We start from the raw sequence: 12,117 nt of genomic DNA, 5'->3' as shown, positions 1-12,117 counted from the left end.
CGAAGCACAGAATCGCAGCTTGCCTGTCGAAAGGAAGCGTGGAACTGTGCGAAACGAAGCGCCTTGTTGATCAAAATGCCGATGGGGTTCGTCGAAAGTGCTTAGCAATGCCGAACAGGCCCTGCTCTCCCTGCTACGCGCGAATGCGCGCGCCTCGACGGCCGAGCTGGCGCGGCGGCTCGGCGTGTCGCGGACGACGGTGCAGAGCCGGATCGAGCGACTGGAACAGCGCGGCATCATCACCGGCTATGGCGTCAGGCTTTCGCCCGACTACGAACAGGGCCTGGTGCGGGCGCATGTCCTGCTCACCGTCACGCCCAAGCTTGCCGACAAGGTCGTGCGCAGCCTGCAGGCGCTGCCACCGGTTCGGACACTGCATTCGGTGAGCGGCAATTTCGACATGATCGTCATCGTCGACGCGCCGTCGATCAAGGATCTCGACACACTCCTCGACGAGATCGGCGCGATGGACGGGGTCGAGCGGACGTCGTCCTCGATCATCCTGTCGACGCGGATCGACCGCTGAGCGGGTGGGCAGAGCATTGCCTCGCCCTGCGGAATCTTTCGGGACGTCGGCGGGACAGCGCCCCCCTCTGTCCTGCCGGACATCTCCCCCACTTGGGGGAGATCGGCAGCTTCGCCGACAGCGCCCTCTTGCAAGGTTGGTGGTTGGCGAAATCAGTGATGACGGCCAATCTCCCTCCTTGTGGGGGAGATGTCCGGCAGGACAGAGGGGGGCGCGAAGGATCGCCGGCCTTCGAGTTGGCCGGTGCCTAGCCACAAAGCGGATGCGGCATGTAGCCGACGAAGCCTGATATTTTCCAGCTTCCCTGCACCTTGGTGCAAAAATAGAGGGTCTGCCATTTCAGCCTCTCGACGCTGCCGTCGGGCTTGGCGATCGAGCCGTTGAACTTCTTGTGCAGCACGGCGCGGTCGCCGTCGACGTCGATGTCGCGCATGTTGGTGATGCGGAACAGCGCCTCGCGCAACGGTTCGGCGAATTTCGTCGCCGCGGTTTCCTTGGCTTGGCGCAGCCACTCGTCGCGGTAGCTGCGAAGCGTCGGGAATTGCAGCCGCCAGGCATCCGCATCGCTGAGGAAATGGGCGTGCATGCCGAAGAAGCTCGAGGCCACGAAATCATCCTCGACCATCGCCCAATCCTGGCCGAGGAAGGCGTCGATGTCGCGCCGCACCAGCATCTCCCAGAGCGCATGGCGGTCAGCGTCGCCGAGCGGAAACGGGTTCTTGTCGAAGGTCACTTTTGCTCCCCTGTGTTGCGACGTTTCGGTCGATAGAAGGCTCGACTTGATCCGATCAACCGCCGATCTGGTCCAGAAACGGCAGATTGCCGGCCATCAGGCCGGCGTCGACATTCAAGGTCGTGCCGGTGATGCCGCTGGCAAAGGGCGACGCCAGGAAGACTGCGGCGCGGGCGACCTCGATCGGCTCGACCAGCCTTCCCAGCGGATAGAGCTTGCCGACGGCTGCGAGGATCTCCGGCTTGTTCGCAAGGCGATGCTCCCAGGCGCCGGTCCTGATCGAGCCGGGAATGACGGCGTTGGCGCGGATGCCGTTGCGGCCTTCCTCGGTGGCGATGGCGCGCATCCAGGCGTTGAGTGCTGCCTTGGCGGCGGCATAGGCGGGATTGCCGAAATGGGCTTGCGCGTTGACCGAGGAGATGAACACGAAGGCGGCGCCTTGCGGCTGGTTGCGCATGACGGGAAGCAGTGCCTGCGACAGCAGTGCGGCGCTGCGAAAATTCAGATCCATTTCGTGATCGAGGGCTGCCGTCGAGACATCGGCGAGCGTTTCTGCCCGCGTCCAGCCGGCGTTCGAGATGACCGCCGCCGGTGCAGCGCCTTCGCCAAGGCGCTTGGCAAATGCCGCGACGGCGTCGTCATCGAGCAGGTCGAAATGATGCGCGTCTTCTATTCCGGCGCTGGTCAGGTCGGTGCCCTCGCGATCGCAGGCGACCACCCTTGCCGCGCAGGCGGACAGGACGGCGACCAACGTGCTACCGACGCCGCCGGCTGCCCCTGTCACGACCACGCTGCGACCACCGAAATCGATCATGCGGCTCCTCGTTTTTTCCTCGCCAATCCTCGCCTGCCGGACGCATCGACGCAATCGCTGATCAAGCAGGATGCTGATGCTCTTGTAATAAAGCAACATGAATTCCAAAAAATGTTGCTTTCCAACACAGCCTGTATGAGAATCGCTCGGACAGGCGTAGACCTTCCGGCGGGAAACGGGCAAACCGGCGCAGCGAAAGAGCCCGCGCGGACTCTGCGGCGATTGCCGCCAATGTTTGAACAGGAGACTTTCCTTGCCCAAACAGTGCTTTGGAACATCCCATGTGCCGCTGTCGCCGGCGGTCCGGGCCGGCGATACGGTCTATGTCTCCGGCCAGGTGCCGGTCGGCAGCGACGGCGTGGTGGTCAAGGGCGGCATAGCCGAGCAGACCGAGCAGGTGCTTTTGAATGTGAAGGCAGCGCTGGCGCTGGCCGGCTGCACCATGGACGACGTGGTCAAGACGACGGTCTGGCTCGAGAACGCCAGCGACTTCGGCGCCTTCAACGCCGTCTACGCCAGGCATTTCCCAAAGGATCCGCCGGCGCGCACCACCGTCGAATCGCGCCTGATGATCGACATCAAGATCGAGGTCGAGGCCGTCGCCCACAGGCCGGTCTGAGAGCATTTTGCAGCCAAATGGAATCATTTGGCGTCCGCATAAATGCGGCAAACAATAGCTAGAGCGAGTTACGGTTCCCAGGAACAGTAACTCGCGGAACGGAGGCGGACGCCGATGCAATTTGATCTCCTGCTGAAGGGCGGCCGCATCATCGACCCGGCGTCCGGCCTCGACGCGCAACGAGATCTGGCCATTGCCGATGGCCGCATCGCCGCGATCGATGCCGACATTCCGTTCGAGCGCGCCGCGCGCGTTATCGATGCGACGGGCTCCATCGTCGCGCCCGGCCTCATCGACCTGCACAGCCACGTCTATTGGGGCGGCACCTCGCTCGGCGTCGATGCCGACCGCCTCGCCGCCAAAAGCGGCACCACCACATTCATCGACGCGGGAAGTGCCGGCGCCGGCAACTTCCTCGGCTTTCGCCGCCACGTCATCGAGCGCTCGAAAGTGCGCATCCTGGCTTATGTCAACATTTCCTTTGCCGGCATTTTCGGCTTCTCGCAGACCGTTTCGGTTGGCGAGTGCAGCGATCTGAGGCTCTGCGAACCGCGTGAGACGGTGGCGGCGGTGCGCGAGCACGCAGACGTGGTTGTCGGCGTCAAAGTCCGCTCGGGTCGCCATGCCGGCGGCACCAGCGGCATTGCCCCGGTCGATCTGGCGCTCGAGGCCGCCGACCAGGCGGGCCTGCCGCTGATGGCGCATATCGACGAGCCGCCGCCCGGCCGCTCGGAAGTGCTGCCGCGGCTGCGCAAGGGCGACATTCTCACCCACTGCTTCCGGCCGTTTCCCAACGCGCCGATCTTCGCCTCGGGCGCGGTGCGGCCCGACATGCGGCTGGCGCGCGAACGCGGCGTCATCTTCGATATCGGCCACGGCATGGGCTCGTTCGACTTCGAGGTTGCCAAGGCGATGCTCAGCGAGGGGCTGGCCCCTGACGTGATCAGCAGCGACGTGCATCTCTACTGCGTCGACGGGCCGGCCTTCGACATTTTGGTCTGCATGTCGAAGCTGCTGGCGCTAGGCATGCCGCTTGTCGAGGTGTTGCGCGCGGCGACACAGCGCCCGGCCGAGGCGATCGGGCGGACCGATCTTGGCGCGCTTACGGTCGGCGCCGTCGGCGATATCGCCGTGCTGCGGCTGCGCCCGGGCAGTTTCACCTTTGTCGATGCGGTCGGCGCGTCGCTGGTCGCCGAGCAGAGGCTGGTGTCCGACGGCATCGTGATCGGCGGCACCTGGTGGCCGAACGAGGCGGCAAACGATTTTGGCGATACCGAGCGCTTCGAAGCGCATGCGCATGACACGCATATCGATGTGGTAGCCCGGCATTTCGGGCGTGGGTGATCTCCCCCCTGGAGGGGGAGATGTCGCCGAAGGCGACAGAGGGGGTCGGTTCGACCGGGCTCGCCTTCCTGCAACGGATGGAGGTTGGCGCTCGGCGCGCGGCGACCCCCTCTGGCCTGCCGGCCATCTCCCCCTCAAGGAGGGAGATTACGGCTTCACCCCTGGCGCCCCATAAACCGGCGTGGCCACCCCTTCCATCCTCGCCTTGATCTGTAGCGCAACGAATTTCGAATAAAAGCGCGACAGCGCGAGGTTGCCGCCGTGGAACCATAGCGCCTCCTGCGCCGTCGGCTTCCACATGTTGCGCAATTCGCCCTGCCACGGACCCGGGTCGCCTTTCACGCCCGAGCCAATTCCCCAGCACGGGCCGACCTTGTCGGCGACGTCACGCGAGACGATCGTCGCCACCGTCTCGTTCATCGACTGATAGCCGGTGCAGGAGATGACCACGTCGGCCGCCAGCTCGGTGCCGTCGTCGAAGAGGATCCCTGTCGGCGTCAGCGACTTGATTCCGACGCCGCTGCGGACGCCGATCTCGCCGTTGATAATCAGATCCGAAGCGCCGACGTCGATGTAGTAGCCCGAGCCGGTGCGGTAGGCCTTCATCAGCAGTCCGGTCTCGTCGTCACCGAAATCGATGGCGAAGCCGGCGCCGCGCAAGCGGTCGTAGAAGGCCGCGTCACGCGCCTTGATGATGTCGTAGAGCGCCCGCTGGCTTTGCGGCAGCAGCGCGAACGGCGTCGAGGCGACGATCATGTCGGCCTTCTCGGTGGTGATGCCGCGCGCCAGCGCATCTTCCGAAAAGATCTCGAAGCCGACCTCCATCAGCGTGTCCGATTTGACCACCGTCGTCGGCGAGCGTTGGATCATGGTCACCTCAGCGCCGCTCTCCCAGAGGTCGACGCTGACATCGTGCCCCGAACTTGCCGCGCCGATGACCGCGACGCGTCTGCCGCGGAATTTCTCGCCGCTGGAATATTGGCTGGAATGCAGGATCTCGCCCTGGAACGCCTCGGCGCCGAGCAGGTCGATCCGCCTCGGCGGCCCATAGGCGCCGGTCGCAAAGACGATGTGCCTCGGCTTCAGCGTGATGCGCTCGCCGGCGCGATCGACCTCGACCGTCCAGATTTTTTCGGCCGCATCATAGGACGCGCCGATGCATCTCGTGGAGGTCCAGTAATTGAGCTCCATGACGCGCGTGTACATTTCCAGCCAGTCGCCCATCTTGTCCTTGGGCGTGAACACCGGCCAGTTTTCCGGAAACGGGATGTAAGGCAGATGGTCGTACCAGACCGGGTCGTGCAGCACGAGCGAGCGATAGCGGTTGCGCCAGGAATCGCCGGCCTGCGCATTCTTCTCGATGACTATGGCCGGCACGCCGAGCTGCCGCAGCCTTGCGCCCAGCATGATGCCGCCCTGGCCGCCGCCAATGACCAGGCAATAAGGCTGCTGGCCGGCGCCGAGTTCACGCGTCTCGCGCGCTCTCGCCTCCGACCAGGTCTCTCGGTCCGGGTCGGCCTTGTGGCGAACACCCAAGGGGCGCGCCGGTCCCTTGCGCTCCTCATAGCCCTTGAGGTCGGTCATCGTCGTGAACAGCGTCCGGCATCGGCCGTCCTGCAGGCGCAGGATGCCCTGGCCCCATGCCGATGACGTCTCGAAAGTGAACCAGGCTTCGACGATGCCTTCGTCCGCGCTTGCTTCGCCACTGAGCTGCCAGGCAGTCGGCCTTGTCGTCGCCAGTGTGGCTTCCAGCATGTCGCGGATCGCCGCGCGGCCTTCCATCGTCTTGATGTTCCAGGTGAAGGTCAGCAGGTCGCGCCAGTAGCAGTCCTCGGCGAACAGATTGGTCGCGGCCTCGGCGTCGCCCGCCTCGAGCGCGCGGGCGAGGGAGGAAAGCCAGGTGGCCGCCTGTTTCGATGGTGCCATGTCGAGCATCTGTGGTCCTTCTACCTTTTCAAGTCGGCGCCGCCCCGTCTTTCCTTCTCCCCTTGTGGGAGAAGGTGTCGCCGAAGGCGACGGATGAGGGGTGTTCCAGCTTGGCCCGCCGGCACTCCGTCCAACACCCCTCATCCGTCTTGGCGCTGCGCGCCAATCCACCTTCTCCCACAAGGGGAGAAGGAAAAAGGACCGCTCAATCCCCGAGCGGTTCCATTTCCTTGCCCGTCCTGTGGATCTGGGCGTTGTATTTGATGCGGCGAACCGTCTCGCGGGCGGAGCCGTCGAGCTTGTAGGCAGCCGCCACGGCCATCAGATCGATCGCGGCCAGGAAGGCGAACCGCGAGGCGGTCGGCTTCAGCGTGTCGGGATATTCGGGCACCGCGACCGTCAGCCTGACGTCACAGGCGCGCGCCAAGTCGGTGTCGGGCGCGGTCACGCCGATCGCGTTTGCGCGGTAATGCTTGGCGAGCTCGACGGCCTCGATCACTTCGCGCGTGCGTCCCGTCGCCGAAATGGCGATCACCAGATCGCTGGGCTTCAAGGTCGAGGCGGTCATCCGCATCAGATAGGGGTCGCATTGGGCGCTGACGGTGATGCCGTAACGGAACAGCCGGTACTGGGTTTCCTGTGCCAGCGCCGAAGAGCTGCCGCCGAGGCCGAACACCGTGACCTGGCGCGCCTTGGCGATGAGCTCGGCCGCCTTCACCAGCTGCGCCGGATCGAGCTGCCGTTCGGCTTCCTGCAGCGCCCGGCGCGCTTCGCCGAACACGGCATTCCAGAACGGCATGCCATTGTCGCTGCTGGTGGGCGGCGGCTTGCTCAGATAGAGCGCGCCGACGACGAGGCTCTGCGCCAGCTTCAGCTTGAAATCGCGCACGCCCTCGCAGCCGATGGCGCGGCAGAACCGGGTCACGGTCGGTTCGCTGACCCCGGCGCGCTGGGCGAGTACGGCATTGGAAGCGTCGACCGCGAACCTGACGTCGTCGAGCACGACATCGGCGACGCGGCGTTCCGCCGGGCGCAGTTCACCGTAAGAGTCCTTGACCAGCGAGATGATGTCGGGGATGCGCCTGACATGATCGCGTGTATCCGGCTCGCCATCCGAAGTCAGTCGTGCATGGCCTTCAGCTTCGGTCATGAGTCATTCCCCTGACGTTCGTGGAACTCGACCTCTACCATGTTTGCGCACCGCTTGCCTGCTCCGCTTCACGCGACGTGTTTCCGAAGTATGTAGGAAAGCAACAAGCTTTTCAAGAAATAGAAAATGTAATTTAAACAAACAGATATGGCTAGCCCTAGCGATCTTGCCAGCGATAGCGACGGTCGCCGCTTGACAGTAAAGTAGGATAGTTACAGACTGATTTCTGCGACCGTATGACCCACTGGATCATCGCGCAATCTCCGAGGGGCGCATGAACCCGGGCAGTGCAAAAACCCCGAAGCTTGGCGTGCAGGACGCGACCAAGATCTACCACACGGCTTCCGGCGACCTTCTGGCGCTGGACCGCTGCAGCCTCGACGTTCACGGCAATGAGATCGTCTCGATCGTCGGCCCCTCAGGCTGCGGCAAGACCACCCTTTTGTGGTCGATGTCCGGGCTGCATCGCCTGTCCAGCGGGACAATCCGGCTCGACGGAAGAGAGATCACCGGGCCGCACCCCGATATCGGCATCGTCTTCCAGGAGGCGAACCTGCTGCCCTGGCGCAATCTCGACGCCAACATCCATTTTCCCTTCGAGATCAAGGGCGAGAAGCCGGATCGCGCCTGGATCGCGCATCTCGTCAACCGCGTCGGGCTCGACGGTTTCGGCGGCAAGTTCCCGCGCGAGCTCTCGGGCGGCATGCAGCAACGCGCGGCGATCGTGCGGGCGCTGGCGCTGAAGCCATCGGTGCTTTTGATGGACGAGCCGTTCGGCGCGCTCGACAGTTTCACCCGAGAGGAGATGAACCGTCTCGTCGAGGAGATCTGGCTCGATACCAAGACCACCATCGTCTTCATCACCCACAGCATCGAGGAGGCGATCTTCCTCTCCGACAGGGTGGTGGTGCTGAGCGCGCGGCCGGGCCGGGTGGCCAAGGAATATCGAGTGCCATTCCCGCGCCCGCGCTCGCTGGAGATCATGGCGACGAAGGAAGTCTTCGACCTCACCAACACGATCAAGATGGACATTGTCGGCGAGCGCGTACGGCCGAAGGCGCGAGAGCGCGGCACCGCCGAAATTGTGAGGATCAGACCGTGAGCGGAGGCGACACTATCCCGGAATTCTCCAAGACCAAGGCGGGCGACGGTCATGAGGTCAGCCTGACCAATCTTTCGGCCTTCGCCAGCGGCCCCGGCATCAGGTCGGGCGCCGAGGTCGCCGCCATCATCGCGGTCGCGGTGATCATCATCGGCGGCATCGAGCTGGCGCTGCGGCTCTTCAATGTGCCGCACTACATCATGCCGGCGCCAAGCGCGATCGCCTACGCGCTGTTCGACGAATTCCCTCTGATTGCGCCGCATCTCGGATACACGCTGGTGGAGCTTGTTTCCGGCTTCTCGATCGGCGCCATCATCGGCCTGGTGATGGCGGCGGTGATCACGCAATTCCCTTTCGCCGAGAAGATCGTGGCGCCTTACATCCTGCTCTTGGTCACCACGCCGATGCTGGCGCTGGTGCCGCTTCTGATCCTGCGCTTCGGCTTTGGCTACACGCCGCGCATCATCGCGGTGGCGCTCGCCGCCGGCCCAATGGTGATGATCAATGCGGCGACCGGGTTTCGCCGCGTCGACAGCGCCAAGATCGCGCTGGCGCGCTCCTATGGCGCCAGCACCTTGCAGATCTTCTGGAGGATCCGGGCGCCGATGGCGCTGCCGATGATCCTTGTCGGCCTGATGATCGGCGCGATCTTCGGGCTTCTGACCGCGGTCGGCGCCGAGATGGTCGGTGGCGGCTTCGGCCTTGGCAACCGGTTGACCACCTATTCGTCGATGATCCAGATGCCGCAGTTCTTCGCGGTGGTTCTGATCCTCTCGATCCTCGGCATCCTGATCTACGTGCTGTTCTTCCTGATCGGCAAGAAATGGGCGAGCTGGGAGGCGTGAGCGCAAAGGTGATAATGGCGCCCGGGAGGCGGGCGCCAGGGCAAGCAATCAACAAAAAGGGGAATGTCATGACCAACGAAAGTCACATCGGTTCAAAAGCGGGTATCAACCGCCGCTACTTCCTGCAAGTCACCGGCGCCGGTTTGGTGACGGCCACGGCGCTCGGCGCCTCGGGTTTGAGGGCGCAGGCCGAGGCCTATGAAAAATTCACCTGGATCTCGCCGCGCGGCACGCTCGAAGTGCTCGACGATTATCCCTATTGGGCGGCCAAGAAGGCCGGCTATTTCGGCGACCTCGACACTGACATGCAGCCGGGTCCGTCGGACGGCACCGCAACGGTGAAATTCGTCGATGTCGGCCAGGCCGACATGGGCTTCCCTTCGCCCGGCGTTTTCTCCTTCGCCATCCAGAACGGCATGAAGCTCAAATCCGTGTTCCACATGGGCGCGCGCGACACGTTCAGCTTCGCCTTCCGCAAGGGCGAGGGAACAAACGACCTGAAGCAGCTAGAAGGAAAGACCATCCTGCTCGGCTCCGCCGCATGGCAGTCGATCACCGACCCGCTGCTGGCGGCGCAAGGCGTCGACATCAAGAAGGTGAAGTATGTCGAGGCCGGCTGGCCGACCTGGGGCACCGCACTTGCCGGCGGCCAGGGCGACGCCGCGCTGTCATGGGAAGGGCTGCGGGCCGAATGGATCGCCAAGAACCTCGACTTCGAATACTGGCTCGGCGTGCAGAATTCGAAGCTGCCGGCGAACACTTTCGTCGTGCGCGCAGCAGATCTCGAGGACCCCGACCGCAAGGCGTTCCTGGAAAAGTATTTGCGCGGCTGGGCGATGGGGTTGGAGTTCGGCTACCAGAATCCACGCGCCGCCGTCGAAGCGGTGTTCGAGCAGTTCCCGACGCTAGCCAAGAACCTTGGGCCGGAGCTCGGTACAACCTCGATCCTGCAGCAGATCAACGTCTTCCGCGGCGACATGGACAAGCGCGAAGGCTGGGGCTCGCACGACATGGCGAGCTGGCAGGGCTTCTTCGACGAGATCCACAAGATCGGCCAGATCACCAGCCCGGTGAAAGCCGAGGACGTCTGCACCAACGAGCTGATCGGCCCCGCCAACAGCTTCGACAAGGCCAAGGTCAAGGCCGATGCCGATGGCTACAAGCTGTCAGAGGGCTTTGCCGCGCTCGATGTTGATAACATCAAGGCGCATCTGTTCGACTCGGCGGTCAAGTAAAGGCTGCAATTGTCTATGTCGGCGCTGCCCTTGGCCTGCCTTGGCTCCTTTCCTCTCCCTCCGGAGGGGGGAGAGGTGGCGCCGCGAAGCGGCGACGGAGTGGGGGAAGGCGTTCGCCAAACGCTGCAAGACAGGCACAATCTGGCGAGCAAGTACCTCAGGGCGGGCGCGAAGGTCGACCCCCACTCCGTCGAGCTTCGCTCGACACCTCTCCCCCGATCGACGGGGGAGAGGAAAGGGCCAGGCAATGAGCGGCGACGACTGATCTGAGGTGATTGTCCCAACCGATCGCCGCGCACAACTCAATGAAGAATTTGGGAGGCTGAGATGACCAACAAGGTCAAAATACTGGTGATTGGGCTGGGCAATATGGGCGCGTCGCATGCCAGCGCCTACCACCGGCTGGATGGCTTCGAGATCGTCGGCATCATGAGCCGGACGATCAAGAGCAACACAAAGATCCCGGCGGAATTAGCCGGCTATCCGCTCTACGAGGATTTCGATCAGGCGCTGAAAGAGACCAGGCCGGAAGCCGTTTCCATCAACAGCTGGCCCAACACGCATGCCGAATATGCGCTGAAGGCGATTGCCGCCGGTTGCCATGTGTTCATGGAAAAGCCGCTCGCCACCAATATCGAGGATGCCGAAAAGGTCGTCGCCGCGGCGCGTGCCAAGAACCGCAAGCTGGTGCTCGGCTATATCCTGCGCGTCCACCCGTCATGGATCAAGTTCATCGAGGTCGGCAAGACGCTCGGCAAGCCGCTGGTCATGCGCCTCAACCTCAACCAGCAGAGCAGCGGCAGCGCCTGGCACTGGCACAAGAACCTGATCGATTCGCTGATCCCGATCGTCGATTGCGGCGTGCACTATGTCGACGTGATGTGCCAGCTGACCGGCGCCAAGCCGGTGCGCGTGCACGGCATCGGCGCCAAATTGTGGGCGGAAGCCGACAAGCAGAATTACGGCCATCTGCATGTCACCTTCGATGACGGCTCGGTCGGCTGGTACGAGGCGGGCTGGGGTCCGATGATGAGCGAGACGGCCTATTTCGTGAAGGATGTGGTTGGGCCGAGGGGCGCGGTCTCCATAGTCGCCGGCCAGCAGGCGAGCAGTGCGGCCGAACTGGCTGAGGTATCGAACTCCGCCGACATCGATCGCCACACCAAGACCGATGCGCTCAAGATCCACTACGCACAGGTCGACGGCGACAAGAATTTCAGCAAGCCGGACGAGATCGTCAGCATGGAGGACGAACCCGGCCACCAGGAGCTTTGCGACCGCGAGCAGGCATTCTTCCTGCGCGCCATCCGCGAGGATCTCGACTTGTCGGAGCAGATGGACGCCGCAGTCAACAGCCTGCGCATCGTGCTTGCCGCCGAGCAAAGCATCGCGGAAGGGCGGACTGTCGAGCTGGCCTGAGGCCCAGCTCCGCCTTCTCCCCTTCTTGTGGGAGAAGGTGGCCGCCCACGGGTCTTGCCTCCGGCAAGCCCGAGGACAGGCTCCGCGGCCGGATGAGGGGTGGTCCAGCTTGGCACCGACTGCACTCCGTCCAGCACCCCTCAACCGTCTTGGCGCTGCGCGCCAATCCACCTTCTCCCACAAGGAGGGCTTTGCACGGGGAGCGAAGTGGATTTCGGTGGTCAGTGAGGGCCTTTTTGAAGGCCGGCAGAGCGGTTTTCCGCGGCCCTTGCGGGGCCTTTGTCGGTTTAGGCAGCCATCCTGCCGGATTGTGGACGCACTCCTCCCTCATGTCCGCCTCTCATCGGGTGGATAGAGGACGCCAATCATGGTGCGCAGATTGTAAGCGCAGGCGGCCAGTATGC

General features: G+C 63.8%; 11 protein-coding genes. 7 read left to right on the top strand and 4 right to left on the bottom strand.

Features of this window, described 5'->3' with window-relative positions:
- Positions 1 to 97 precede the first annotated feature (97 nt).
- Positions 98 to 526, top strand: coding sequence for an Lrp/AsnC family transcriptional regulator (locus tag EN885_RS22385; RefSeq protein WP_027153643.1), 429 nt, complete (start codon positions 98 to 100; stop codon positions 524 to 526).
- A 247-nt stretch (positions 527 to 773) separates the two neighbouring features.
- Here the strand turns inward: EN885_RS22385 and EN885_RS22380 are convergent, their stop codons facing one another.
- Complete coding sequence (locus EN885_RS22380; protein ID WP_128243810.1) at positions 774 to 1,259, bottom strand: hypothetical protein; 486 nt, start codon at positions 1,257 to 1,259, stop codon at positions 774 to 776.
- A 55-nt stretch (positions 1,260 to 1,314) separates the two neighbouring features.
- Positions 1,315 to 2,073, bottom strand: coding sequence for an SDR family oxidoreductase (locus EN885_RS22375; protein ID WP_128243809.1), 759 nt, complete (start codon positions 2,071 to 2,073; stop codon positions 1,315 to 1,317).
- A 253-nt stretch (positions 2,074 to 2,326) separates the two neighbouring features.
- On the opposite strand from EN885_RS22375, the gene EN885_RS22370 reads away from it, so the two are divergent.
- Both EN885_RS22370 and EN885_RS22365 read left to right on the top strand, forming a co-directional pair.
- Positions 2,327 to 2,692: a RidA family protein gene (locus tag EN885_RS22370; protein ID WP_128243808.1), complete on the top strand. Its 366-nt coding sequence runs from the start codon at positions 2,327 to 2,329 to the stop codon at positions 2,690 to 2,692.
- 114 nt (positions 2,693 to 2,806) lie between these two features.
- Positions 2,807 to 4,036, top strand: a complete 1,230-nt coding sequence (locus EN885_RS22365; RefSeq protein ID WP_128243807.1) for an amidohydrolase/deacetylase family metallohydrolase — start codon at positions 2,807 to 2,809, stop codon at positions 4,034 to 4,036.
- 147 nt (positions 4,037 to 4,183) lie between these two features.
- Here EN885_RS22365 and EN885_RS22360 read toward each other — a convergent pair whose 3' ends face one another.
- Together EN885_RS22360 and EN885_RS22350 are read right to left on the bottom strand one after the other, a co-directional pair.
- Positions 4,184 to 5,971: an NAD(P)/FAD-dependent oxidoreductase gene (locus EN885_RS22360; protein WP_128243806.1), complete on the bottom strand. Its 1,788-nt coding sequence runs from the start codon at positions 5,969 to 5,971 to the stop codon at positions 4,184 to 4,186.
- A 196-nt stretch (positions 5,972 to 6,167) separates the two neighbouring features.
- Positions 6,168 to 7,112: a MurR/RpiR family transcriptional regulator gene (locus EN885_RS22350; RefSeq protein WP_128244377.1), complete on the bottom strand. Its 945-nt coding sequence runs from the start codon at positions 7,110 to 7,112 to the stop codon at positions 6,168 to 6,170.
- Positions 7,113 to 7,386: 274 nt separating this feature from the next.
- Here EN885_RS22350 and EN885_RS22345 point away from each other — a divergent pair, with 274 nt between their 5' ends.
- The 4 genes from EN885_RS22345 to EN885_RS22325 all read left to right on the top strand — a co-directional run bounded on the left by EN885_RS22345 (position 7,387) and on the right by EN885_RS22325 (position 11,713).
- Complete coding sequence (locus tag EN885_RS22345; RefSeq protein WP_126104280.1) at positions 7,387 to 8,214, top strand: ABC transporter ATP-binding protein; 828 nt, start codon at positions 7,387 to 7,389, stop codon at positions 8,212 to 8,214.
- Positions 8,211 to 9,059, top strand: coding sequence for an ABC transporter permease (locus EN885_RS22340; RefSeq protein WP_128244378.1), 849 nt, complete (start codon positions 8,211 to 8,213; stop codon positions 9,057 to 9,059). Before EN885_RS22345 ends, EN885_RS22340 begins: the two co-directional genes overlap by 4 nt.
- A gap of 68 nt (positions 9,060 to 9,127) precedes the next feature.
- A complete protein-coding gene (locus EN885_RS22335; RefSeq protein WP_128244379.1) occupies positions 9,128 to 10,294 on the top strand; it encodes an ABC transporter substrate-binding protein in 1,167 nt (388 codons plus the stop codon).
- A gap of 327 nt (positions 10,295 to 10,621) precedes the next feature.
- Positions 10,622 to 11,713, top strand: coding sequence for a Gfo/Idh/MocA family oxidoreductase (locus tag EN885_RS22325; protein ID WP_128244380.1), 1,092 nt, complete (start codon positions 10,622 to 10,624; stop codon positions 11,711 to 11,713).
- The last annotated feature ends 404 nt before the right edge of the window (positions 11,714 to 12,117 follow it).

Origin of the sequence: Mesorhizobium sp. M6A.T.Cr.TU.014.01.1.1, from assembly GCF_004022765.1 — a bacterium.
Taxonomy (GTDB): Bacteria; Pseudomonadota; Alphaproteobacteria; order Rhizobiales; family Rhizobiaceae; genus Mesorhizobium; species Mesorhizobium mediterraneum.
The sequence above is the reverse complement of the archived record's forward strand: the minus strand, read 5'-3'. Positions and strand labels throughout refer to the sequence as shown.